Genomic DNA, 25,116 nt, shown 5'->3' with positions numbered 1-25,116 from the left:
AGTTAAGAATGGCCGTCGCCGGACGGATCGGGCATGTTCATCAGCAGGCAGGAGCGGAACTTCGACGGCGACATCTGCTTGTGGGCCAAAAACTGGCGGTTGAAATTGGAAAGGTTGTTGAATCCCGTGCGGTAGCAGATATCGGTGACCTTCATGTCCGTGTTCATCAGCAGCTCGCAGGCCAGCGCGATGCGCTCCTGGTTCACGTACTGGATGAACGAGGTGCCCGTATGCTTGCGGAAGAAACGCGTGAACTTGAGCGTATTCATCTCCGCCACGTCAGCCACGTCCTGCTCGCAAAAATCGAGCGTGATGTTCTGCTTGATATACGCCAGCACCAGGTTGATGGTCGACGACATGTAGCGGCCCGCCTGTGCCAGGTAAGTAACGCTGGCCAGCGGGCGCCGCTCGCGGCACTCGCACAGCTCGCCGAACAGGCGCGTAAACAGTTCAACCCGGCGCAAGCCCTGTGCCGTCGTCAATTCCTTCATCAGCGGCACCAGGCGCAGGCCCAGCGCATCGGGAAATTGCAAGCCCCTGGCAGCCTCGCCCAGCAGCGCTTTCAGGGGCGCCATTTCAGGGAAGAGCAGAGCGCAGCGTTCGATGAAGTCGCCGGAAAACTGCAGCACCAGGTCGCGCTCGGGCAAGACCACGCCTTCCGGCAGTTCGCTGACCCAGTTGTGCGGCAGGTTCGGCCCCGTCAGGATCAGATTGCCCGCCCCGTAGCTGCCGATATGGTCGCCGATGAAAAATTTTCCGTTTGACGTGATGATAAAGTGCAGTTCGTACTCGGGATGAAAATGCCATTTCGCCACCGTGTGCGGAAAGCCGTGCGCCCACGCGCGAAACGATTCATGGATCGGTTTGTGGATCAGTTCCAGGTCAGGCGTCACGGCAGTTCCTTACGCGGTCTCGTTGCCAGCTATTCTAACCACTTACCTGGGCATTGAGCGCCAAAGCCAGACCGCTGTCGGCGTCGAACAGGTGCATGTGCTCTTCATCGAAGGCCAGCGCCAGGGTCTGGCCCACCTGCGCCGCGCTGTTGGCCGCGTTCGCCGGCAGCAGCGCCGACAGGCTCAAGGCGCCGCACTGGAAGCTGATCAGCGCTTCGGCGCCCAGCAGCTCGACCAGATCGATCACGCACGCCAGGCCATGCGTGCCTGCCTGCTCCTGCGGCAGCGCCGCGCGCAAGTGATTCGGGCGCAGGCCGAAGACCACGCGCGTGCCCTCGGCCAGCGCGGTGAAGCGGGGCGATATCAATGGCCAGCGGTAGCCGGCGCAGACGAGCACCGTTTGCCCGCCCTCTTTTTCGACGACGCCATCGATGAAGTTCATTGCCGGCGTGCCGATGAAGCCGGCCGCGAACAGGGTGCGCGGATGGTTGTACAGTTCCGCCGGCGTGCCGATCTGCTCGATATGCCCGCCCTTCATCAGCACCACCCTGTCGGCCAGGGTCATGGCTTCCAGCTGGTCGTGCGTGACGTACAGGGTGGTGGTGCGCAGGCGGCGGTGCAGGCGCTTGATGTCGGCACGCAGCTGCGCGCGCAGCTTGGCGTCCAGGTTCGACAGCGGTTCGTCGAACAGGAACACTTGCGGCGTCTTGATCATGGCGCGCGCAATGGCCGTGCGCTGCTGCTGGCCGCCCGACATGGCGCGCGGCTTGCGTTCCAACAGGCTGTCCAGGCTGAGGATGGCCGCCACCTCGCGCACGCGGCGCTCGATCTCGTCGTTCGGCACCTTCAGGCGGCGCAGGCCGAAGGCGATGTTGTCGTACACCGTCATGTGCGGATACAGCGCGTAGTTCTGGAACACCATCGCCACGTTGCGCGCGCGGGGCGGCAAATCGTTGACGATGGCGCCGCCGATGTGCAGCTCGCCGCCGCTGATGTCTTCCAGGCCCGCGATCATGCGCAGCAGGGTCGACTTGCCGCAGCCCGATGGCCCCAGCAGGACGATGAATTCGCCGTCATCGATTTCCAGGTCGAACGGCTGCAGCACGGCCGTCTTCTCGTCATAAGTCTTGTGCAGCTGCCTGCAAGTGATGTTTGCCATGGTTAGTCTCCTGCCAGTTCGATCTGGATCTTGACGTCGCGCGGATGGCCCTGGGCCGCTTCCTCGAACGCCCGCACGCCGTCGGCAAAGCCGAAGGTGCGCGAAATGAAGGGCTTGACGTCGATCTTGCCCGAGGCGAGCAAGGCGATCGCGCGCGGGAAGATGTTCGCGTAGCGGAACACGGACTCGATGCGCACTTCCCTGGCCTGGATGGCGACGATATCGAAAGGGACATTTTCGGGCGGCATGCCGACCAGCACCAGACAACCGTTCGGGCACAGCAAGTCGACGATGTTGTCGTAGGCGCGCATGCTGCCGCTAGCTTCGAAGACGATATCGGCGCCCCAGCCTTCGGTCAGCTCGCGCACCCTATCAAACAGGCTGGCGTGGCGCACGTCGACCGTGGTCACAGCGGGATTTTCCGCGAACAGGGCCAGCTTTTCCGGCACCAGGTCGGCCAGGATCACGCGCGAGCAGCCGCCCGCCAGCGCGGCCAGCGCATTCATGGCGCCGATGGTGCCGGCGCCGATCACCACGGCCACGTCGCCTGGCTTGATGGCCGCCTTCTTGGCCGCCTGCAGGCCGATGGCCAGCGGTTCGACGATGGCGCCTTCGCCGAAGCTGACGTTGTCGGGCAGCTTGAAGGTAAAGGCGGCCGGATGCACGACATACGGCGTGAGGCAGCCGTGGATGGGCGGCGTGGCCCAGAAGCGCACGGCAGGGTCCAGGTTGTACAGGCCGCGCATGGTGGCCGGCGAATCGAACTGCGGCACGCCCGGCTCCATGCAGACCCTGTCGCCCACCTTCAGGTGCGTCACGTCATCGCCCACTTCGGCCACCACGCCGGACGCCTCGTGGCCGAGCACCATTGGCGCTTCGACGGCGAAGGGGCCGATCTTGCCATGTTTGAAATAATGCACGTCGCTGCCGCAGATGCCCACGGTGTGAATCCTGATTTTCACGTCGCGCGGGCCGACGGCCAGCGGCAGGTCGATGTCGCGCAAGGTGATGGAATGCGCTTGTTCCAGTACGAGTGCTTGCATGATGGATTTCCTTATTTATGTTTGAGCATGGAGTTGAGCAGCCGTCCCAGGATGCCGACGAACAGCAGCGGCGGCAGCGCCAGCAGCACGGTGGAAGCGTTCACCACGCCCCATGGCACTTCCTGTCCCATCGAGGTAAAGGCCGATGCCACCACGGGCAGGGTCATGCTTTTCGACGAGGTGAGCGCCAGCGCGATCATCAGTTCATTCCAGACCAGCACGAAGCTGAAGACAATGCCGCCCATCAGGGTTTTCGAGGCCACCGGCAGGGCCACGTACCAGAACACCTGGTAAGGGCCGTAGCCATCGAGCGCGGCCGCTTCCTCGATCTCTTTCGGGATGCGGGCAAACGCGGGAATCGACAGCCAGATGATGGTCGACAGGGTCACCAGCAGATACGTCACCACCATCGACAGACGCGAGTCGTACAGGCCCAGGTCGATCCAGATCGAGATCAAGGGAATGGCGACGGCCACCGGCGGCAAAAAGCGCAGCGACAGCAGGAAGAACTGGATATCCTTCTTGGCGGGAATCGGATAGCGGGCGATCGCATACGCGGCCGGCACGCCCAGCACGGCCCCCAGCAGCACGGCCACGCCGACGATGGCCACGCTGTTGCCCAGTCCCGTCAGCACTTCCGGGCTGGCCAGTACCTGCTTGTAGTTGGCCAGTGTCGGGCTGAAGAAAAAGCGCGGCACGGGCGTGACGATGTCCATCAGCTCCTTAAAGGAATTGAGCACGGCCCACAGGATGGGGAACAGCGCCACCAGGATAATCATGGTGGTAATGGCGGTGGTGGTGATGGCGCCAATGCCGCCCGGGGTGCGCAGCACCCTAAGACACCTGACAAAACCGTTGCGAGCAGATGTGAGTTGTGGCTGAGAAGCGGAGCTGTGCGCATGCACAGTGAGCATCGGAGGCCGCAAATCGCGCTGCGCAGTAGGTTTGGTTAGGGTGTTCTTAGTCAGTTTTCCCATTTGGCGACCCGCTTCCAGAGTAAGGTGAAGATGACAGTCGTGGCCAGCATCATCAGCACGGCCATGCTCGATGCGTACGACACCTTGCCCATCAGGCCGATGCCTTGCGCATACGCGTACATGTCCAGGGTTTCGGTGGAGATGCCGGGGCCGCCCTTGGTCATCACGTAGATCAGGTCGAACGAACGCAGCGACTCGACCATCTTGATGAACACGAGGCTCATGATGGGTACCTTCAGCATGGGCAGCGCGATGTAGGCATACACCTGGAGCGTGCTGGCATAGTCGAGGCGCGCCGCTTCCAGCGGTTCGCCGGGCAGGGTTTCCAGCAGCTTCAGGATGACGGCGCCGAAGAACAGGCCCCACTGCCAGATGTCGACCAGCGCCACCGCATACAGGGCCGTGGCGGGGTCGGACAGCAAGGCCGTGCCGCCCAGGCCCACGCATTCGAGCATCCAGTTGAGGATGCCCATCAACGGCGAATACATGAACTTCCAGATGAAGGCGGCCGACACGCGCGGCAGCAGCACGGGCACGATCAAGAGCAGCGCGATGATGTCACGCGTGCGGCCCTTGACTTTCTCGAACAGGAACACGGCCAGCAGCACGCCGACGATCAGCGAACCGGCCACGGTCACCACTTCCCAGATGGCCGACACCTGCACGGCATTGAGGAAACGGCGGTCGCCGAACAGGCGGAGAAAATTGGCAAAGCCGACGTAATCGCTGTCGCTGTAGCGCAGCACGCGGTTTTGAAGGGCCAGGTTGATGGCGGCGATACTGGGCACCAGGCCCAGTACCAGCAGGACCAGCAGCGGCAAGGTCAGGAAGACGGCCGGCAGCCAGGTGTGGCGTTTTTTATGGATGGAGTGTGGCATAGGATGGCTTTCGAGCTTCATTTTTTCACCCAAAAGGCGAGTACCGGGGTCGGACCCTGAGGGTCCGACCCCAGCGTTTCGCCGTTGGGGCTTGGAACCGAAGAGCTGGGGTCAGACCCGCCGGGTCTGACCCCTGATTTAAGCTAGCGGAGTCGTCGGCGATACGGGCTTACTGACGTTTCTTAGCCCGTTGCATCACTTCCGTCGCATACTCATTCGCCTCATCCAACGCGCTTTGCACGTCGCCGCGCGTGCCCGTAAACACTTCTTCCAAAACTACGCCCAGGTTGTCGCCGATGTCCGGCCACTCGGGGCTGGGCCAGATGGTGACGCGCGAGACGGGCGTGGTGTCCGTCAGGCCCGCCTGGATCTGCGGCTTGACGTGCTTGCGGAAGTAGTCGCTGTTGATGGTGCTCGTGCGGTTATAGTCGCTGAAGACGTTGTCCTTCAGGCGCGCCTGCTCCTGCTCCTTGCCCGTGGCGAAGGCGATGAACTTGCCGGCCGCCTGGCGCGTGCATTCATCTTTCGCGCCCGTGGCGGAGATGGCCAGGCCGTGGCCATACGCGGCCGATGGCAGCGGCGCTGGCGGGCGCACATAGCCGACCTTGTCGACCACCGAGGATTTTTTCGGGTCTTCCATCCAGTCGGCAAACGGCGTCGACTCGATCATGAAGGCCACCTTGCCCGACCTGAACGCTTCGAGCGCGTTGCTCCAGTCGTAGGTGGCGCCGCCCGGCGGCGAATACTTGAACAGCTCGCGGTACAGGGTGGTGGCCTTGACGGCCTGCGGCGAATTGAAGGCGGGCACGCCGTTGTTTTCCCACTTGCCGCCGGCGGCCAGCATGAACGGCGCCCAGCGCCACACATTCATGCCCGAGCCGCGCTGGCCCCGCGCCGCCCAGCCATACACATTCGGCGGATTATTCATTTTCTTGACGGCGGCGACCAGTTCATCGAGCGTCTTCGGCACGGCGATGCCGGCTTTTTCCAGCAGGTCGCGGCGGTAGAACAGGAAATCGCTGCCGCCGATCAGGGGCGCGAAATACGCCACGCCCTTGTACGAGGCGACGGCGCGGCGGCCCGGCAGAAAGTCGTCGTAGTCGGCGTCCTTGGGCAGGTATTTGAGCAGGGGGACGACCCAGCCGGCCGTGGCGAATTCGGCCACGTTGGCTTCGTCGATGTAATAGATCTGGTAGGAGCCGGCCTTGGTGGAAGCATCGAGGCGGGCTTTCGAGCGGCGGTCGTTTTCGCCGAAATAGCTGATTTGTACCTTGGTGCCGCTTTTCTTTTCATACTCGGCGAGGGTCTTTTCCATCACCGTCAGGCCCAGGCTTTTTTGCGCCAGCACCTTGATCACGGGCACCGAGCAGCTTTGCGCCGAGGCGTCTGCAAACCCGGCGGACATGAGGGTGCCCCATGCAACAGCAGTCATGATTTTCATAACACGTCTCCATTTTTATAGTCCGGCGGTTTTCCACCGGTATGCCAACTATAAAAACAAAGTCCATCTGCCACCACTGCAAAAGCGGCCAGTTTTCAAATACTATTTTTCAGCAAAACGGCCTCCATGCCGGCCGCGATGGGCTGATCTTTTTTACCACACACAATATATAAAGCCGCTTGATTTATTAATCAGCCGGGCGTATATTTGGCTCGGGCACCGCATTGACGGCCGCCCCCAGGCCGAGGCAATCGCCTCCCGGTAAAAAATAAATAGATTCTGGAGACAACACAATGAACGTCAAACAATGCATCGCACTGGCTGTCCTGACGGCAGCCGGCGGCGCCGCCATGGCCGAGGAACCGATCGTCGGCCTGATCACCAAGACCGATACCAACCCCTTCTTCGTGAAGATGAAAGAAGGCGCGCAGCAACGCGCGAAACTGAAAGGCGCCAAGCTGTTGACGGCGGCCGGACGCGCCGACGGCGACAACGCCGGCCAGGTGACGGCGATTGAAAACATGGTGGCCGCCGGTGCCAAGGCGATCATGATCACGCCGAGCGATTCAAAAGCCATCGTGCCGGCCATCAAGAAGGCGCGCGCGGCCGGCGTGCTGGTGATCGCCCTCGACAGCCCGACCGAGCCGCAGGACGCCACCGACGCGCTGTTCGCCACCGACAACTACAAGGCCGGCTTGCTGATCGGCCAATACGCGAAGGCCGCCTTCGCCGGCAAGCCCGTCAAGATCGCCATGCTGGACCTGTTCCCCGGCCATCCGGTGGGGATAGCCCGCCACAACGGTTTCCTGGCCGGCTATGGCGCGCCGGGCATCAGCGCCAAGACGGTCGGGCCGGCGAAAACCGCCGACGTGGTGTGCATGGCCGACAGCTTCGGCGACCAGGGCAAGGGTCAGACGGCGATGGAAAACTGCCTGCAGAAAAATCCCGACATCAATCTCGTGTACACCATCAACGAACCGGCCGCCGCCGGCGCCTACAAGGCGCTCAAGGCCCTGGGCAAGGAAAAGAACGTGATGATAGTTTCGGTCGACGGCGGCTGCGCCGGCGTGCGCGACGTCAAGGCCGGTGTCATCGCGGCGACCTCGCAGCAGTATCCGCTGAACATGGCGGGCCTGGGCGTCGAAGCCGGCGTCGAGTACGCCAAGAACGGGAAGAAGGCCAGCGGCTACGTCGATACCGGCGTCACCCTGATCAGCGACAAGCAGCAAGCGGGCGTCGAGAGCCGCGACACGGCGTTCGGCCTGAACTCCTGCTGGGGTAAATAAATCCACGCAGTCAGCCGCGTTCGGCAAGGCGATCTGCCTTGCCGGCGCGCGGCCGCCTGCGCGCCTCCTTTTTCCCCTCTTGAATATGGATAACAGATGCGTTCCACCGTTCCGACATTTATGCCGCCGCTCTCTAAACTGGGCCCGGTCATTGCCCTGCTCGCCGCCTGCGTGTTCTTTGCGTCGCAAAGCGACCGCTTCCTCAGCAGCCAGAATTTTTCCCTGATCTTGCAGCAAGTCATGGTCGTCGGCATCATCGCCATCGGCCAGACCCTGATCATCCTGACCGCCGGCATCGACCTGTCCTGCGGCATGGCCATGGCCCTGGGCTCGGTCATCATGACCAAATTCGCCGTCGACCTCGGCATGAACCCCTATCTCGCGATCGGGTGCGGCATCGCCGTCACCGTGCTGATCGGCTTCATCAACGGCGCGCTGGTGACCTCGATCAAGCTGCCGGCGTTTATCGTCACGCTGGGCACGATGAACATTGCCTTCGCCGTCACGCAGCTGTATTCGCAAGCCCAGACCGTCACCGGCCTGCCGGAAGCGATGGGATTTTTCGGCAACACCTTCCAGCTCGGCCAGGCCACCTTCACCTACGGCACCGTGCTGATGCTGGGCATGTACGTGCTGACCTGGCTGTACCTGCGCGAGACCGCGCCTGGCCGCCACCTGTACGCCGTCGGCAACAATCCGGAGGCGGCCCGCCTGACCGGCATCGCCACGAATAAAGTGCTGCTGGGCGTCTACATGATCGCCGGGATGTGCTACGGCATCGCCGCGCTGATGTCGGTGGCGCGCATGGGCGTGGGCGACCCGCAGGGCGGCCAGACCGACAACCTCGACAGCATCACCGCCGTCGTGCTCGGCGGCACCAGCCTGTTCGGCGGGCGTGGCTCGATCATGGGCACCCTGGTCGGCGTGCTGATCGTCGGCGTGTTCCGCAACGGCCTGACCCTGATGGGAGTGTCCTCGGTGTACCAGATCCTGGTGACGGGCATCCTGGTCATCCTGGCCGTGGCCACCGATCAACTGACACACAAGAAAGGTTGATGAACATGACGACGCATGTGCAACCGGTATTCCAGGCCCGCGGCCTGGTCAAGCGCTACGGCAGCGTGACCGCGCTCGACGGCACCGATTTTGATTTGTTGCCGGGCGAAATACTCGCCGTGATCGGCGACAACGGCGCCGGCAAGTCCTCGCTGATCAAGGCCCTGTCGGGCGCCCTCGTACCCGACGAGGGCGAGATGCTGCTCGACGGCAAGCCGATCCATCTGAAGTCGCCGATCGACGCCCGCCGCTACGGTATCGAGACGGTGTACCAGGACCTGGCCGTGGCGCCAGCCATGACGATCGCCGAGAACCTGTTCCTCGGCCGCGAACTGCTGCGCAAGGGCATGTTGTCGCGCTTCCTGCGCTGCATTGACAAGAAGCGGATGCTGGCCGAGGCGGAAGCCCATATGCGCGATCTGAAAATCGGCATCCGCTCGATGAAGCAAGCCGTCGGCACCCTGTCGGGCGGCCAGCGCCAGGGCGTGGCCGTGGCGCGCAGCACGGCGTTTGCCAGACATGTCGTGATTCTCGATGAACCAACCGCCGCACTCGGCGTAAAGGAGGGCAATATGGTACTGGAACTGATACGCAATGTGCGCGACCGCGGCCTGCCGGTAATTTTGATCAGCCACAACATGCCGCACGTGTTCGAGATCGCCGACCGCATCCACGTGCAGCGCCTGGGCAAGCGCGTCGCCGTGCTGAACCCGAAGCACATCAGCATGTCCGACACCGTGGCAGTGATGACGGGCGCGAAGAGCGCCGAAGAATTTCCGGAGGAAGCCCATGCTTAAGGGAATCGATCCGCTGCTCAGCCCGGAATTGCTGAAGATCCTGTGCGAAATGGGGCATGGCGAGGAAATCGTGCTGGTCGACGCCAACTTCACCAGCCAGACCCTGGGCCAGGGCAAGCCGCTCGTGCGCCTGCCCGGCATCGACCTGCAGCGCGCCAGCGCGGCGCTGCTGTCGGTGTTTCCGCTCGACGCCATGGTGGACCAGCCGGTCGCCTTCATGAAGGTATGCAACACCGCCGACGGCTACCTGTCGGCGCTGCAGCGCACCATGCTCGAGCAGATCGCCGCCAGCGGCGCCGCCACGCCCGAGCAATGCGAGGCGGTCGAGCGCTTCGCCTTCTACGAACGCGTCAAGGGCGCCTACGCCATCGTGCAGACGGGCGAAATGCAACCGTACGCCAATTTCCTGTTCAAGAAGGGTGTGATCAGCGATCCGCTGGCGGGCTGAGGAACGTGCAGCTGGCATAAAACATACAATATAAGGAGACAACCATGTCAAAGCACTTCCCTGTTCTCGCCTCTTGCCTTGCCACCCTGCTGGTGGGCTGCGGCAGCGATAGCGACAGCACCAGCGGGCCGCCCCAGTCCATCTACCTGGAAACCTACCGCCCCCAGCTCTCGTACACCGCCGCCAAAAACTGGCTGAACGATCCTAACGGACTGGTCTACCACGACGGCGAATACCACCTGTTCTACCAGTACAACCCGAACGGCAATACCTGGGGCGACATGTCCTGGGGCCACGCCGTCAGCACCGACCTGCTGCACTGGAACGAGCTGCCCGTCGCCCTGACGGCGGAAAAAGACGCTGGCGGCAAGCTCACGCAAATGTTCTTCTCCGGCAGCGTGGTGGTCGACACCAACAATACCAGCGGCCTTGGCAGCGCCGGCAAGCCTGCCATGGTGGCCATCTATACCAGTGTGTACCCGCAAGGAAAAACGCTGGCCAACGGACAGGTGCTCGCCCCCAACACCCAGTCCCAGTCCATCGCCTACAGCCTGGACCGGGGACGCACGTGGACGCAGTACGCCGCCAACCCGGTGATTGCCGCGCCACCGGCGCCGTTTGAAACCGAAGGGCAAAATTTCCGCGATCCAAAAGTCTTCTGGTATGCACCGGAGCAAAAATGGGTCATGGTTGCCGTGGCCTCGGAGAAGCACCAGGCGCTGCTGTTCTCGTCCAAAAACCTGCGCGACTGGACCTACATGAGCGCCTTTGGCCCGGCCAACGCGGTCGGTGGCATCTGGGAATGTCCCGACCTGTTCGAGCTGCCCGTCGATGGCGACGCCAGCAAACGCAAATGGGTGATGAACATCAACATCAACCCTGGCTCGGTGGCCGGTGGTTCCGGAGCGCATTATTTTGTGGGGAAATTCGACGGCACGCGCTTTGTGGCCGACGCCAACAGCATGATCGACAAGAAGCCCCCCACGGGCACCGTCTACCAGGACTTTGAAGCGGCCAGCTTCGATGCCACCGGCTGGGCATCGACGGGCGACTTTGCAGGCAAGACGCCCGTGGTCCCCTCGCATGGCGTGGCCGACAACCAAGGCAGCCAGTTGCTCGACACCTACCGGCTGGGCAAGGATGACGGCGCCACGGGCACGCTCACCTCGCCCGCCTTTACCGTCACCAGCAAGTACATCAATCTGATGGTCGGCGGCGGGCGCCATCCGCGTCTGGCCGGTGCGGGCGATGGCACGGTGCCTGCGGGAACCTTGCTGTTCCCGGGCGCCGGTTTTGAAGGCCCGGCCAATGCCACCTACGCCGACCTGGGCTGGACGCCCGCCGGCGACCTGGTGGGGCAAAAGGTTGCCGCCGGAAGCGACGCCGACCGGCAAGCGGCAGCTGGCAAGCTGGGCGCGGGTGTGTTCAATTCCTTCTTCGGTGCCGGCGACACGCCCAAGGGCAGCCTGACGTCGCCCACCTTCACCATTTCCAGGGCCTATATCAACTTCCTCGTCGGGGGCGGCAACCATCCCTATGACAGCCCGAATCCTGTGGCGGTAGTGCTCAAGGTCAACGGCAAGGTGGTGCGCAGCGCCACCGGGGCGGACTCTGAACTGAACTGGACAAACTGGGACGTGCGCGAGTTCGCCGGACAGCAGGCCCAGATCGTCATCATCGACGACAACGACGGCGCCTGGGGACACATCCTTGCCGACGTGTTCGAGGCATCGGACCAGCCGGCCAAGCCCGTCAGCGATGAAACGACGGTCAACCTGCTGGTGAACGGCCAGGTGGTCAAAAGCGCAACCGGCGCCAATGCCGAAACCCTGAACTGGCGCAGCTGGAACGTGGACGCCTACCGCGGCAAGAGCGCGCAGATCCAGGTGGTGGACAACAACACGGGCGGCTGGGGCCATATCCTGGTCGACCATATCGTCTTTTCAGACAGCGCCAAGGAAGAGGCCAACTGGCTCGACTACGGCGCCGACTTCTATGCCGCCGTGACCTGGAACGGCATACCCGATGGCAAGCGCATCGGCCTGGGCTGGATGAGCAACTGGGACTACGCCGGCAACACGCCCACCACCCCATGGCGCAGCGCGCAGACCTTCGCCCGGGAATTCACGCTGCGCACCATAGCCGGCCAGGTGCGGCTGGTGCAGCAGCCGGTGGACAACTTCAGCACACTGCGCAGCAAAGCGCTGTACAGCGCCCAGGACCGTTCGGTGGCCGCCGGCGTGCAAGCACTCGCTATCGCCCCCGCCCCGGGCCAGGCCCTGGACATCGTGGCCAAATTCCAACCGGGCAGCGCCACCGGTTTTGGCCTGAAGGTGCGCACCGGCACGAATGGCGAAGAAACCGTCATCGGCTATGACGCGGTGGCGGGCGAGGTCTACATCGACCGCAGCAAATCGGGCGACGCCAGCTTCAACGCCAGCTTTGCCGCCCGCCATACCGCCCCGCTGCCCCTGCGCACCGGCACGGTGGACCTGCGCATCGTGGTCGATACCTCGTCGGTGATGGTATTTGCGGGCAACGAAGTGGTGTTGACCGACCAGATCTTCCCGCAACCGTCCAGCAACGGTGTCGCGCTGTTCGCCGTGGGCGGCGCGGCAACACTGAAAGAGCTGACCATCTGGCCTTTGAAGTCGATCTGGGCCAAGCGCTAAAGCTGCTTCACTGGCGGGGCGTCGGATATGTAATAAAATGTCCTTCTTTACGCCTGTAGAAACCGGACCCGCCCCGCCATGTCAGACAGCTTTACCGAAGAGGCGTGCGCGCCGCAAGCAGCCATCGACGATGTTCCATGGCTGCAGCCGCGCGGCTCGAACCAGATGGGCATGAGCCAGTTCAACGAGCGGGTGGTGCTGCAGGCCGTACGCTTGCACGGCAGCATGCCCAAGGCCGACCTGGCCCGGCTGACCAATCTGAGCACGCAAACGATATCCCTGATCATCAACCGCCTGCTGGACGACGGCCTGGTCAGCAAGCGCGCGCCTGTGCGCGGCAAGGTCGGCCAGCCGTCGGTGCCCATCATGCTCAATCCGGACGGCGCCTTCTCGATCGGCATCAAGATCGGCCGGCGCAGCCTCGACGTGTTGCTGGTCGATTTCGTCGGCAAGACGCGCGAGCGCCTGTCGTTTCCCTACTCCTTTCCCGTCCCCGACACCGTGTTCGGCCAGATCGAGTCGGCGCTCAAAAGCATGGCCGTGCTGCTGGGACCGAAGTTGCTGCCGCGCCTGTGCGGCGTCGGCATCGCCGCGCCGCTGGGCTTGGGCGGCTGGCAGAATCTGCTCGAGATGGCGCCGGAGCAGGCCAACGCGTGGGACAGCATCGACATCGGCCAGCGCGTGCAGGCGATGACTGCGTTGCCGGTCGAGTTCGCCAAGGATACGGCCGCCGCCTGCGTCGCCGAGCTGGTGCTGGGGCGCGGGCGCAGCATCAAGAACTTCCTGTACATCTTCGTCGACATCTTCATCGGTGGCGGCCTGGTCATCAACAGCCATTTGCACAGCGGCCTGCACGGCAACGCCGGCGCGGTCGGCTCCTTGCCGCTCGGCATGGCCACGGCAGGCGCCAGGAACCCGCCGGGCCAGTTGCTGGGCGACGCTTCCCTGTTCAACCTCGAGCAGTTGTACACCCTGGCCGGGCTGGATCCGGCCGCCGCCCACGACGCGCGCGCGCTGCAGGAACCGTTCGTCACGCACACCGCGGCCTGGCTCGACGACGCGGCGCGGGCCATCGCGCTGAGCATCACCAGCGCCACCTGCCTGCTCGACCTGGAGGGGGTGATTATCGACGGCTCCTTCGACCGCGGCCTGCTCGAACAATTGCTGGCCCAGGTCGAGCGCGCGCTGGAATGCTATAGCTGGGAGGGCATCGCCCGGCCGCAGGTGCTCGGCGGCACCGTCGGCTCCGACGCGCGCGCCGTTGGCGGCGCCTTCCTGCCCCTGTACGCGCATTTCGCACCGGACCGGGACCTGTTCCTCAAGTAAATGTTCTAATGGACCGGACGCCCTCCTTCAAACGGTATTGAGGTGCCCAAACAGGGGGCGTATCCGGCTCCAAACGAAAGAAGCGGCTACCATGAAGATGGAAGCTGATGGCGCCGCAATTCGTCAAGCCGCACGTCAAGACGAACAATGCTGCCGATGCGCAAGCGATCTGCGAAGCGGTGACCCGGCCCGGCATGCGGTTTATACCGATCAAGACGGACGCGGTGCTGTCACGCCACCGAGTCCGTCAAGGTTTCGTGAAAGCAAGAACTTAATTACTCATATCAGGAGACCAACATGGACTCTCGAGACCCGCGATTCAGCGGACTCAGCATTGGTACCGGAGTCGTTCGCTACTCAGACCTCGGCTATTTGATTACCACGGACGACCTCTCTATCAGCGAGGGTTACACTGGTTCGTTACTGATTTCTCTGGATTGTGGAACCTGGGGCGCCGGCACAGTGCCATGGCTCGCCTGTTCCGGAACAGTCTGCCATGTGCCGGCCGAACGTTACCTGGCGCTGGGGACCGATGGGTCAGTAGAAGCCAGTGGTGGCGGCACTGTACTGGAAGAATCCATTGCCAGCTGTGGCGCAGACCCCAAAAAACGCGGCCCGCTGCGTGAAATCCGCGGCATCGCCAACGGTCGGGCCTATGCCGTGGGCACCTGCCGGCAGGCCTATGTGCGCGAAGGCGAAGACCAGTGGCGATGCATCGACCAGAGCGCCCAGGTCGGCGACACCCCGATCACCGACACCAGCTTCGAGTCCATCGATGGCTACAGCGAACAGGAAATCTACACCGTCGGCTGGGAAGGCGAAATCTGGCAATACGACGGCGCCCTCTTCACCCGGCAGAACAGCCCGACCCAGCTCGCTCTCCACAAGGTTCGCTGCGCACCCGATGGCTTTGTCTACGCCTGCGGACAGCTGGGCACCTTGCTACGCGGACGCCATGACCAATGGGAAATGATCGAACATGAAAGCACGCAGGAAGACCTCTGGGGCATGGAGGTGTTCAATGGACAGCTTTATGTGTCTTCCACCCATTGCGTCTACCGGCTCGAGGACGGCAAGCTCAGGCCCGTCGACTTCGGCGACGACGTGCCGCTGACCTGTTATCACCTGAGCGCGGCCGACGGCATCATGTGGTCCATCGGAGCCAAGGATGTCATGCAGTTCGATGGTTCGACTTGGACGCGGTGCCTGAGAATTGATTAAGAAAAACTCTTGCGATAGATATTGATGTCCTTGCCGACGATGGGCTGGCGCGAAAAGCGTTCGAAGCGCAAACCGAGCTTGTTGATCAAGTTGATCGAAGGCTGGTTCTGCGGCGACACGAGACCATATACGGCCGGCAGGCACAGCACGTCGCGCGCATGGCGCAGCACGCTAGCTGCAGCCTCCCAGGCCAGGCCTTGGCCGCAATACGCGGGCAGCAGCGCGTAGCCGATATCGGGGCCCGGCATGGTGGCGCGCTTGATCAGGCCGCACATGCCGATTGCCACGTTGTCAGCGCGGTGCTCGACGATATAGAAAGAGTAGCCGAGTTCCTGCTGCTGCGCGATCGGCCCCGTTTCCAGCGCCGCGCGCGCCGCGTCCACGGTATGGATCTGACGGTCGCCGATGGTCGCCAGCCAGGTCGGCTCGTTTACCAGCCCGAGGAAAAACGCCGCGTCATCGACGCTGGCGGTGCGCAGACGCAGACGGGGCGTCTCGATCACGGTGACGGCGCCGCTCATGCCGGCCACTGCATCGGGTCGGTCAGCAGCTGGTACATCACGTAGGCGTCGACATAGCCGAGCTGCGCGTGGCGGTAGGCCAGCGGCAAGGTGGCGACCACCGTGAAGCCCAGTTTTTTCCACAAGGTGACGGCGGCCAGGTTGGTACTGACGACGAAGTTGAACTGCATCGCCAGGTAGCCCGCGCGGCGCGCTTCTTCCATGCAGTGCACGCCCAGCAGGCGGCCCACGCCCACGCCCTGCGCGGCCGGGTCGACCATGAACGAGGCATTGGCCACGTGCGATCCATGGCCAGGCTGGTTCGCCACCAGCTTGTACATGCCCAGCAGGCGCTCCGTGCCCATGGTGGCGACAAAGCTTTGTACGCCGGGGCCGAACCAGTAGGCGTGGCACGCTTCGCGCGTGGTATCGGCGGGGAAGGAATACGTGTCGCCGCCGGCCACCAGGGTCTGGAAGATCGGCCACATGGCGTCGAAATCGGCTTCGCTGGCCGGGCGGATATCAATTTCTTTCAAGTCGGTGCTCCCGATAACAAGTGATGGCTGATTGTATCAGCGGCCCAGGCGGAAGTTCACGCTGTCCGGACGCCCCGGCAGGTGCAGGCGCGATTGCGCGCGCGGCGCTTCGCTGACGATTTTCCCGCGCCGCAGCACCAGGCGCCGCGCCGCGCGCAATCGCAGCGCTTCCACGGTGCTGCCGCAATCGAGGATCAGCAAGTCCGCATGGCAGCCGGGCGCAATGCCGTAGCCATCGAGGCCCAGGATGCGCGCCGGCGTTTCCGTCACGGCAAGGAAGCAGTCGTGCATCGCTTGCTGTCCCGTCATCTGCGCCACGTGCAGCCCCATGTGCGCCACTTCCAGCATGTCGCCCGAGCCGAGGCTGTACCATGGGTCCATCACGCAGTCGTGGCCAAAGGCGACGGGAATGCCGGCGGCCAGCATCTCGGGCACGCGCGTCATGCCACGCCGCTTCGGATACGTATCGTGGCGCGCCTGCAGGGTGATGTTGATGAGGGGATTGGCGATCGCCGCCACGCCCGCCTCGCGGATCAGGGGCAGCAGTTTGCTCACATAATAATTGTCCATCGAATGCATGGACGTCAGGTGCGAGCCCGTCACCCTGCCCTGCATGCCAAGGCGCTGGCTGTGGAAGGCCAGGGTTTCGATGTGGCGCGACAGCGGGTCGTCCGATTCGTCGCAATGCATATCGACCATCAGCCCCCGTTCGCAGGCGAATTCGCACAGCAGGCGCACGGATTCCGCGCCATCGGCCATGGTGCGCTCGAAATGCGGGATGCCGCCCACCACGTCGACGCCCATGGCGATCGCGCGCTTCAGATTATCGAAGGCGCCGGGACTGCGCAGGATGCCGTCCTGCGGGAACGCCACCAGCTGCAAATCGAGATATGGCGCCACTTGCCGCTTGACGTCGAGCAGCGCTTCGACGGCCAGCAGGCGCGGGTCGCAGATATCGACGTGCGAGCGGATGGCCAGCAAGCCGCGCGCCACGGCCCAGTCGCAATACTGCAAGGCGCGATCCACAAGCGCCTGCTGCGTCAATTGCGGTTTCAGCTCGCCCCACAGGGCGATGCCTTCGAGCAGGGTGCCGGAGGCGTTCACACGCGGCAAGCCATAGCTGAGCGTGGCGTCCATGTGGAAGTGGGCGTCGACGAACGGCGGCGTGACGAGGTCGCCGGCGGCATCGATCTCTTGCGCGCCCGTCACAGGCAAGGCGGGGCCGACGGCGGCGATGCGGCCGCCCTCGATGGCAATATCGATGGCGCGGCGCCCGTCGGGCAGGCTGGCATTGCGGATGACAAGGTCCATGCGGACACTCCTTCGGTTGACTACGGTACCTGGTGTTTCGAGTGCATTGTCATCGTATCTTTTCAAGCATGCTGCAGTGCAAGAATACAGTCACTGGCAAAAGCGTAGCCATAGATTCCCTGACAACGCTTTGCGCACGCGCAAACTTACCGCAAATGCTGCCAGGCGCATGAATGAAGCCGGCACGCGGTACACGCCCTTGAGAAAATAGCTTTCAACTAACTCGAATCACCGCTAGAATATTCATATTGCGTTGCATCATAAAAAGTCTATGATCAGCTGTTTAGCACGCTACCTACTTTACAAAACGCGGCCAACTCTGGTTTTCGGGATTTTGCAGAGCGTTTTGCCAGCATTTTAATCCGTACAAAGGAGTAAATATGTTTCCGCTTCCTGAACAATTTTCCAGCGCCGCCAAGTCGCAACTGGAAAGCCAGCTGCAAATCTTCAGCACCCTCACCAGCAAAGTCTTTGAAAGCGCCGAGAAAATCATCGCGCTGAACCTGAACGCCGGCAAGGCCGCCATCTCGCAGACGGCGGAAACGGCGCAGCAGCTACTGGTAACGCAGGACCCGCGCGACTTTTTCAGCTACAGCACCAGCCAGGCGCAACCGAACATCGAGAGCGTGCTGGCCTACAGCCGCCAGCTGTTCGGCATCGCCTCGAGCACCCAGGCGGAATTACTGGCTTCGGCCAAGGCCCGCCTCGACGAAGCCGCGCCTGTCGCCGCACCCGCACCCGCACCCGCTCCTGCCGCAGCCAAGCCTGCGCTGGCAGCTGTACCTGCGCCTGCCGCTGTGCCTGCACCATCGCCAGCGCCAGCAGCGGCACCAGCGCCCGTTGTCGCCAAGCCTGCCGCCGCGCCGGCGGCCAAACCAGAAGCAGCGCCTGCCAAGGCTGCCGAGAAAGCCGCCGACAAGCCAGCCGTGAAAGCGGTGGAAGCCAAGCCGGCAGCCAAGCCGGAAGCGGCCAAGCCCGCACAGGCGCACACCGCCGCAGCACCGGCGAAAGCCACCGCGCCGGCACCGGCCAAGCCAGCTGCAAAGCCAGTTCCTTCGAGCAAACCGGCCGCCAAGCCAGCCAGTGCCGCCGGCAAGACCGTAGCCAAGGCCGCCGTCAAGCACGCCCCTGCGCCAGCCGCCAAGCCGGCAGCCAAGGCAGCGCCCAAAGGCACGCCATCGAAACAGCTCGACATGCTGGGTGGCGCTAAAGGCAGCGGCCGCAAGTAAGCCTCGCGCACAGCACTGACGCAGCAAAACAACGGGCTACGGCCCGTTTTTTGCGTGCCCGTCCACAGCGCGCTTTTCCACCTTGTTGTATCCTACGCGTACTTTCCGTCCGCGTGCCCGTCCTTCCGCCCCGCGACACCCCATTACTAAAAACAAAAGGTAACCATGAGTTTATCGAGGCTCATCGCCGGCTTCGTGCGTCAGCATTGGCCGGCGTATGCCGCCGCTGCCGTCATGCTGACAGGCGTGGCAACACTGACCGTCTGGATCCCGCGCCGCGTGGGCGCCATCATCGACGCGCTGGCCGCGCACCGCATGACGGCGGCCGAACTGTGGCTTGAGCTGCTGACCCTGCTCGCCGTCGGCGTCGTCATCTACTTCCTGCGCGTGGGCTGGCGCATCACCCTGTTCAAGGCCGCCTACCAGCTGGGCGTGATGCTGCGCACGCGCTTCTACACGCGCATGTCGCAGCAGGGCGCGTCGTTCTACCAGAACCAGCGCACGGGCGACCTGATGGCACTGGCGACGAACGACATCGACGCCATCGAAATGGCCGCCGGCGAAGCCATGCTGGCCGGCTTCGATGGCACTTTGACCCTGCTGATGGTGCTCGGCATCATGCTGCTGGGCGTGGACTGGCGCCTGGCCTGCATCGCCCTCCTGCCCTTCCCGCTGATGGGACTGGCCTTCTGGCGCATCTCGAGCCATATCCACACGGCGTCGACGGATTCACTCAAACGTTTTTCCGCGCTGAACGACCATGTGCAGGAATCGCTGTCGGGCGTGCGCACCTTGCGCGCGCTGGGCCTGGAAGAGCGCAGCAGCAAGCAGTTCTCCACCCTGGCCGGCCATGCAGCCAACGCCAGCCTGACGGCGCAGCGCTGGGAAGCGGCGTACGAACCGGCCGTCGGCCTGACCCTGACGGCCGCCACGGCGCTGACCCTGGGGCTGGGCGGCTACCTCGTGTGGCAAGACCAGCTGACCATCGGCGCGCTGACGAGCTTTTCCATGTACCTGGGCCAGCTGATCTGGCCCATGTTCGCCGCCGGCTGGGTGCTGTCCCTGATCGAACGGGGCCGCGCCGCCTGGCAGCGCTTGCAGCCGATGCTCGATGCGCCGCTGGCCATCGACGACCACGGCACCATCGCCACGCTCACGCCCGGCCCCCTGCAATTGCAGGACGTCGGCTTTGCCTACGCGGGCCAGACGGTGCCGGCACTGTCCGGCATCTCGCTGCGTTTGCAGCCGGGCCAGACCCTGGGCTTGGTGGGCCCGACGGGCAGCGGCAAGTCGACCCTGCTGCGCGTGCTGCTGCGCCAGGTGACGCCGCAATCAGGCCAAGCCACGTGGAATGGCCAGCCGCTCGACGCCTACACCCTGCACGCGCTGCGCGCGGCCATCAGCTGGGTGCCGCAGGAGTCGTTCCTGTTCTCCGCCACCATCGCCGACAATATCGCCCTGGCCCGTCCCGGCGCCACGCGCGAGGAAGTGGAACGGGCAGCGCAGCTGGCCGACATCCACGACGATATCCTTCAATTTCCCGAAGGCTATGCCACCCACGTGGGCGAGAAAGGCATCACCCTGTCCGGCGGCCAGCGCCAGCGCGTGGCGATTGCCCGCGCGCTCTTGGCCGACAACGGCTTGCTGCTGCTCGATGATGCGCTGTCCGCCGTCGACACGGGCACGGAAACGCGCATCCTGCAGCACCTGGAAGAACTGCGCGCCCGCCGCCCCGAGCGCAGCGCCATCATCGCCAGCCACCGCCTGAGCGCCGTCGTCAACGCGGACCTGATCCTGGTGCTGCGCGACGGCCACGTCACGGAAACGGGCAACCACGACGCGCTGATGCAGCGCGACGGCTGGTATGCCAGCCAGTGGCGCTATCAACAACTGGAGGCCAGCCTCGATGCCATCTAAGACAGTACAAACAGATACAGCCACCCAATCCGTGCGCCGCCAGGCCGCGCAAGCGATCGGCCTGCTGCGCCGCGCCGCCGCGCCCGACCTGCGCCATTTGTATTGGGCCACGTTCTGGCTGATCATCGCCGCCGCCCTCGAAGTGACGGGACCGATCCTGGGCAAGGCCCTGATCGACCAGCATCTGCTGCCGCGCCACCTCGACTGGACGCGCATGTCATTGCTGCTGGGCGGCTGCCTGCTGACGGGCTGGGTCGCGTCCGGCCTGCGCTATCTGCAGCTGGTGCGCCTATCCGGCCTGGCCATGCGCTCGGTGCAGCGCCTGCGCGAAACCGTGTACCAGCACGTGCTGCGCCTGCCGATGAGTTTTTTCGACCGCGCCATCACGGGGCAACTGGTCAGCCGCGTCACCAACGACACGGAAGCCGTGAAATCGCTGTACGTGCAGGTGCTGTTCGTCATCCTCGACAGCTCCATCGTTTTGGTCGGCACCATGGCCGCCATGGCTTTCCTCGACTGGCGCTTGATGCTGATCGTGCTGGCCCTGCTGCCGGCCGTGCTGGTCATCGTCTTCCTGTACCAGCGCTGGAGCGCGCCGGCCGTCACGCGCGCGCGCGCCCTGCGCAGCGAGATCAACGGCCAGATCGCCGAATCGATCGGCGGCATGAGCGTGCTGCAGGCGAATAACGCGGAAAAGCGCTTCGGCGCGCGTTTCACGGGCATCAACCAGGACCACTACACGGCGCGCATGCAGGAATTGCGCGCCAACGCCTGGCTGCTGCGCCCCGCGCTCGACATGCTCAACATCGTGCTGCTGGCCGTCGTCATCTTCAGCTTCGGCCGGCGCGAGATGGGCGCCGTGGAAGTGGGCGTGCTGTATGCGTTCATCAGCTACATCGCGCGCGTGATCGAACCGCTGATCCAGATCACCATGCAGTTCAGCCAGCTGCAGCAGTCGGTGGTGGCCACGGCGCGCGTCTCGGCCCTGCTCGACGAAGCACAGGCGCTCGAACATGCGCAGGGGCGGGAAACTCCGGCCCTGCGGCAGGCGCAAACGGGCAGCGAACTGCCCGCCGTCGACATCAGGAAGCTGACGTTCGCCTACGTGGAAAACCAGCCCGTGCTGCACGAGCTGTCGCTGACGATACCGCAAGGTGCGTTCTTTGGCATCGTCGGCCACACAGGCAGCGGCAAGTCGACCCTGCTGTCCTTGCTGCTGCGCTTTTACCCCGTCACGCAGGGCAGCATCGCCATCAATGGCGTCGCCCTCGACAGCATCGACAACGAGCACTTCCGCGCCGACGTGGGCCTGGTGCCGCAAGACCCGTTCCTGCTGGCCGCCTCGGCGCGCGAAAACATCGACATGGGCCGCGGCTACACGCAGGCACAGATCGAGACGGCCGCGCGCGCCGCGCATGCGCACGACTTCATCGCGGCGCTGGAACACGGCTACGATACGCCGCTGGGCGAAGGCGGCTCGCGCCTGTCGTCGGGGCAGAAGCAGCTGATCGCCATTGCCCGCGCGCTGGCCGGCCAGCCGCGCATTTTGCTGCTCGACGAAGCGACGTCGCGCATCGATAGCCAGACGGAGCAGATCGTGCAGCTGGCCCTCAACGAGTTGCGCGGCAAGGTCACCATCATCGCCATCGCCCACCGCCTGTCGACCATCCGCGAAGCCGACCGTATCATCGTGCTCAATCACGGCCGCATCACGGAAGCGGGGCCGCACGACGCCCTGATGCAGATTGAAGGCGGCCTGTACCAGCGCCTGTACCTGCTGCAGCAGCTGGCGCAGTAATGGCGCCTTGTCAACGCCCGCCGTGTGCACTTTCGCAAATTTCTGCGGTGCGCATGATATTTCTTGATTGCAACAGAATATAATCTGTTACAGACAGGTGGTCATTGCGGGAGCGGGACGTTGGCAGGCAGACAGAGACGGGCATCATGGCGAAAGGCGCATTGGCTGCTGGTATTGGCCTGCATGCTGCCGCCTGCCGCGCACGCCCAGGCCGGCAGCAACCTCGAGGAGTATCTGACCGCCGTGCGCGACGATGGCCGCTTCGTGCCCGCGCGCGCCCTGCAGCGCCTGCAAGAAGTCGAAACGCAGGCGCGCAGCGCTCCCTTGCCCGTACGCGCGGAATTCCTGACCCAACTGAGCCACGCCCGCATGCGCCTGGGGCAGAACGATATCGCCATGCAGCTGGCCGAGGAGCTGATCGCCTACGCCCGCCAGAACAAGAGCGATGTGGCGCTGGCGAAGGGCATGCTCAACAAGGCCTACATCACGTTTGCCCGGAACGAGCGCCGCGCCTCGCACCTGCTGGCCTTTGAAGCGGAAAAGATCGCCAACCGCACGGACGACCTGCCCGTGCGCGTGCAGGCGGCCATCAGCGCAGGGCAGTCGTGGGCCGAGGAAGGCAATTTCCCGTTTGCGCTGACCAAGCTGCAGGCGGCCGTCGACCTGGCGCGCCAGAGCAAATCCCCGTCCAGCCTGGCCGCCGCCCTGAATGCCCTCACCCTGCTGTACACGCAGATGCGCGAATACGACAAGGGTTTCGAGGTGCTCGATGAATTGCTGGCCGTGTCCAGCACCCTGGCGTCGCCGGGCCGCATGGCGCAGGCGAAGAATACGGAATACGGGCTGGCGCTCGACGCGCAGCAGCCTCGGCGGGGCCAGCGCGCCCTGCTGGCGGCCCTGGCGCTGGAACGCCAGCTGGGCGCGCGCGGCATGGTCGCCGTCACCCTCGTCAATCTGTCGGACAGCTACCTGAAGGAAGACGACTACGCGCAAACCTTGCGCTACGCGAATGAAGCCATCACGGCGGCGCGCCTCGTCAACGATGAACAGGTGGAAGCGACGGCAAGGCTCAATATCGGCCAGGCGCTGATCGGCCAGGGACGGTTGCAGGAAGGCAAGCAAAGCGTGGCCACGGGTCTGGCCTACTACGAACGCACGGCCAACCAGCCGGAAATGCAGGCCGTGTTACTGGAATACGGCATGGCGCTGGAAAAGGCGGGCGACCTGCGCGGCGCCGTCACGGCGTACCACCGCGAGCGCGGCATTTCCAACCAGCTGTTCGAAAAGCAGCGGCAAAAGGCCGTGTACGAATTGCAAGAAAAGTATGAGGCGGAAAAGAAACAGCGCCAGATCGAACTGCTGAGCCGCGAAAATCAGCTGAAGAGCACGGAAATCGACAACCGCCGCCTGCAGCAGCGCGTGTGGTGGCTGCTGGCGCTGGTACTGGCCATGGCGTCCGCCATCGTCGGCTTGCTATACCGCAAGGTGCGCCACGCGAACGTGCAGCTGAAGGTGAAAAACCAGGAACTCAAGCGCCAGAGTTCGCGCGACCCGCTGACGGCCCTGTACAACCGCCGCCATTTCCAGGAATTCATGCGCAGCCATGCGGGCAAGCCGCAGCCATCCTATGCCGGCGGCGATGTCGTGGGCGCGCTGTTCCTGCTCGACGTCGACCATTTCAAGCACATCAACGACGGCTACGGCCATGCGGCGGGCGACCTCGTGCTGACGACGATCGCCGAAACCTTGCACGACGTGTTGCGCGAAACGGACATGATCGTGCGCTGGGGCGGCGAGGAATTCCTCGCCTTCCTGCCGGCCGTCGCGCGCGACGGGCTCGACGACATCGCACGGCGCATCCTCAACGGCATGGCGGCGCAAAGCATCGACTACCAGGGACAGGCCATCCAGGTGCACGTGTCCGTCGGCTTTGCGCCCTATCCGCTGGCGCCGCTGGGACGGCCCCTCACGTGGGAGCGCAGCGTCAACCTGATCGACATGGCGCTGTACCTGGCCAAGGCGCACGGGCGCAACCGGGCGTATGGCTTGCGCGGTTTTCGGCAGGTGGAAAAAACGACACTGGAAGCGGTGGAGCAAGACCTGGAACGCGCATGGCGCGACGGCTTTGTCGATTTGAGCGTGGTGCTGGGGGGAACGGACGGGATGGACAAGACAGGGACGGCCGTATCAGGCGGCCAGGCCAGCGAAGGCGTCGCCGCAGCCGCCATCACCTGACGGCAGCTGCGGGGAGCGCTGATGGCGTGCTTACTTGTGCGCGGCGTCCTGCATCTTTTCGCCGGCTTTTTCCACTTTCTTGCCCACGGCATCGGCCGCTTCGCTCATTTTCTTGTCGGCGTCAGCGGCGACCTGGTCCATCTTGGCGCCCGTATCGGCAGCGGCCTGGCTCACGGCAGCGTCGGCCTTGGTAGCGGCATCCTTGATGTCGGCTTCAGCCTTGGCGGCGGCCGCATCGATCTTCTGGCCAGCCTGTTCCGCAGGACCGGCGGCGGCGACATCATCCTTCTTCTGGCAGGCAGCCAGTGCCACAACCATCATCCCGGCGGCGCACACGGTCATCCAATTTTTGCTTGCTTTCATGGTATTCCCTTTCGTTGTTATCAAAAGACA

At 63.9% G+C, this 25,116-nt stretch carries 21 protein-coding genes and 1 pseudogene; 12 read left to right on the top strand and 10 right to left on the bottom strand.

Features of this window, described 5'->3' with window-relative positions; all coding sequences use genetic code 11:
- Positions 1-2 precede the first annotated feature (2 nt).
- The 6 genes from JAB6_RS03595 to JAB6_RS03570 all read right to left on the bottom strand — a co-directional run bounded on the left by JAB6_RS03595 (position 3) and on the right by JAB6_RS03570 (position 6,382).
- Positions 3-893: an AraC family transcriptional regulator gene (locus JAB6_RS03595; RefSeq protein ID WP_034747313.1), complete on the bottom strand. Its 891-nt coding sequence runs from the start codon at positions 891-893 to the stop codon at positions 3-5.
- 34 nt (positions 894-927) lie between these two features.
- A complete protein-coding gene (locus JAB6_RS03590; protein ID WP_083292507.1) occupies positions 928-2,052 on the bottom strand; it encodes an ABC transporter ATP-binding protein in 1,125 nt (374 codons plus the stop codon).
- A gap of 2 nt (positions 2,053-2,054) precedes the next feature.
- Positions 2,055-3,095 (bottom strand): NAD(P)-dependent alcohol dehydrogenase, encoded by a 1,041-nt coding sequence (locus JAB6_RS03585; protein ID WP_070301392.1) that lies wholly within the window; start codon positions 3,093-3,095, stop codon positions 2,055-2,057.
- A gap of 11 nt (positions 3,096-3,106) precedes the next feature.
- Complete coding sequence (locus tag JAB6_RS03580) at positions 3,107-3,874, bottom strand: carbohydrate ABC transporter permease (RefSeq protein ID WP_070301493.1); 768 nt, start codon at positions 3,872-3,874, stop codon at positions 3,107-3,109.
- Positions 3,875-4,059: 185 nt separating this feature from the next.
- A complete protein-coding gene (locus JAB6_RS03575; RefSeq protein WP_083292505.1) occupies positions 4,060-4,950 on the bottom strand; it encodes a carbohydrate ABC transporter permease in 891 nt (296 codons plus the stop codon).
- Between the two features lie 169 nt (positions 4,951-5,119).
- The gene (locus tag JAB6_RS03570) at positions 5,120-6,382 is read right to left on the bottom strand and encodes a sugar ABC transporter substrate-binding protein (RefSeq protein WP_254671446.1); all 1,263 of its coding nucleotides are present in this window, start codon (positions 6,380-6,382) and stop codon (positions 5,120-5,122) included.
- A gap of 302 nt (positions 6,383-6,684) precedes the next feature.
- Between JAB6_RS03570 and JAB6_RS03565 the strand changes: the two genes are divergently transcribed.
- The 8 genes and pseudogenes from JAB6_RS03565 to JAB6_RS03535 all read left to right on the top strand — a co-directional run bounded on the left by JAB6_RS03565 (position 6,685) and on the right by JAB6_RS03535 (position 15,197).
- A complete protein-coding gene (locus JAB6_RS03565) occupies positions 6,685-7,677 on the top strand; it encodes a sugar ABC transporter substrate-binding protein (protein WP_070301389.1) in 993 nt (330 codons plus the stop codon).
- Positions 7,678-7,797: 120 nt separating this feature from the next.
- Positions 7,798-8,733, top strand: a complete 936-nt coding sequence (locus JAB6_RS03560) for an ABC transporter permease (protein ID WP_175444479.1) — start codon at positions 7,798-7,800, stop codon at positions 8,731-8,733.
- Positions 8,733-9,530, top strand: a complete 798-nt coding sequence (locus tag JAB6_RS03555; protein WP_070301388.1) for an ATP-binding cassette domain-containing protein — start codon at positions 8,733-8,735, stop codon at positions 9,528-9,530. Before JAB6_RS03560 ends, JAB6_RS03555 begins: the two co-directional genes overlap by 1 nt.
- A complete protein-coding gene (locus JAB6_RS03550) occupies positions 9,523-9,978 on the top strand; it encodes an RbsD/FucU family protein (RefSeq protein WP_070301387.1) in 456 nt (151 codons plus the stop codon). The genes JAB6_RS03555 and JAB6_RS03550 overlap by 8 nt, the downstream gene beginning before the upstream one ends.
- Before the next feature lie 44 nt (positions 9,979-10,022).
- Complete coding sequence (locus tag JAB6_RS03545; RefSeq protein WP_070301386.1) at positions 10,023-12,650, top strand: glycoside hydrolase family 32 protein; 2,628 nt, start codon at positions 10,023-10,025, stop codon at positions 12,648-12,650.
- 78 nt (positions 12,651-12,728) lie between these two features.
- On the top strand, positions 12,729-13,976 hold the full coding sequence (locus tag JAB6_RS03540) for an ROK family transcriptional regulator (RefSeq protein ID WP_070301385.1): 1,248 nt from the start codon (positions 12,729-12,731) through the stop codon (positions 13,974-13,976).
- A gap of 101 nt (positions 13,977-14,077) precedes the next feature.
- Positions 14,078-14,248: pseudogene (locus JAB6_RS28845) on the top strand (IS110 family transposase); the annotation flags it as partial.
- Between the two features lie 25 nt (positions 14,249-14,273).
- Positions 14,274-15,197 (top strand): hypothetical protein, encoded by a 924-nt coding sequence (locus JAB6_RS03535; protein WP_070301384.1) that lies wholly within the window; start codon positions 14,274-14,276, stop codon positions 15,195-15,197.
- Here JAB6_RS03535 and JAB6_RS03530 read toward each other — a convergent pair.
- From JAB6_RS03530 to JAB6_RS03520, 3 genes are read right to left on the bottom strand one after another with little or no spacing between them, the layout of a single operon-like run.
- Positions 15,194-15,718 carry a GNAT family N-acetyltransferase gene (locus JAB6_RS03530; protein WP_070301383.1) on the bottom strand — a complete coding sequence of 175 codons (525 nt, stop codon included), beginning with the start codon at positions 15,716-15,718 and terminating at the stop codon, positions 15,194-15,196. The two genes, JAB6_RS03535 and JAB6_RS03530, sit on opposite strands and share 4 nt — an antisense overlap.
- On the bottom strand, positions 15,715-16,233 hold the full coding sequence (locus tag JAB6_RS03525; protein ID WP_034747283.1) for a GNAT family N-acetyltransferase: 519 nt from the start codon (positions 16,231-16,233) through the stop codon (positions 15,715-15,717). Before JAB6_RS03525 ends, JAB6_RS03530 begins: the two co-directional genes overlap by 4 nt.
- 36 nt (positions 16,234-16,269) lie before the next feature.
- Complete coding sequence (locus JAB6_RS03520; RefSeq protein ID WP_070301382.1) at positions 16,270-17,544, bottom strand: amidohydrolase family protein; 1,275 nt, start codon at positions 17,542-17,544, stop codon at positions 16,270-16,272.
- Between the two features lie 380 nt (positions 17,545-17,924).
- Between JAB6_RS03520 and JAB6_RS03515 the strand changes: the two genes are divergently transcribed.
- The 4 genes from JAB6_RS03515 to JAB6_RS03500 all read left to right on the top strand — a co-directional run bounded on the left by JAB6_RS03515 (position 17,925) and on the right by JAB6_RS03500 (position 24,723).
- On the top strand, positions 17,925-18,773 hold the full coding sequence (locus JAB6_RS03515) for a phasin family protein (protein ID WP_070301381.1): 849 nt from the start codon (positions 17,925-17,927) through the stop codon (positions 18,771-18,773).
- 165 nt (positions 18,774-18,938) lie between these two features.
- Positions 18,939-20,690, top strand: coding sequence for an ABC transporter ATP-binding protein (locus JAB6_RS03510; protein WP_070301380.1), 1,752 nt, complete (start codon positions 18,939-18,941; stop codon positions 20,688-20,690).
- The gene (locus tag JAB6_RS03505) at positions 20,680-22,488 is read left to right on the top strand and encodes an ABC transporter ATP-binding protein (protein WP_034747276.1); all 1,809 of its coding nucleotides are present in this window, start codon (positions 20,680-20,682) and stop codon (positions 22,486-22,488) included. The genes JAB6_RS03510 and JAB6_RS03505 overlap by 11 nt, the downstream gene beginning before the upstream one ends.
- A 183-nt stretch (positions 22,489-22,671) precedes the next feature.
- Positions 22,672-24,723, top strand: a complete 2,052-nt coding sequence (locus tag JAB6_RS03500) for a GGDEF domain-containing protein (RefSeq protein WP_254671445.1) — start codon at positions 22,672-22,674, stop codon at positions 24,721-24,723.
- A 30-nt stretch (positions 24,724-24,753) separates the two neighbouring features.
- Here JAB6_RS03500 and JAB6_RS03495 read toward each other — a convergent pair whose 3' ends face one another.
- Positions 24,754-25,086 (bottom strand): hypothetical protein, encoded by a 333-nt coding sequence (locus JAB6_RS03495; RefSeq protein WP_034747273.1) that lies wholly within the window; start codon positions 25,084-25,086, stop codon positions 24,754-24,756.
- Positions 25,087-25,116 lie beyond the last annotated feature (30 nt).

The organism is Janthinobacterium sp. HH104 (assembly GCF_001758715.1).
In the GTDB taxonomy this organism is placed as follows: Bacteria; Pseudomonadota; Gammaproteobacteria; order Burkholderiales; family Burkholderiaceae_D; genus Janthinobacterium; species Janthinobacterium aestuarii.
Note: the sequence above shows the minus strand (reverse complement) of the source record. Positions and strands in the feature narration are given on the sequence as shown.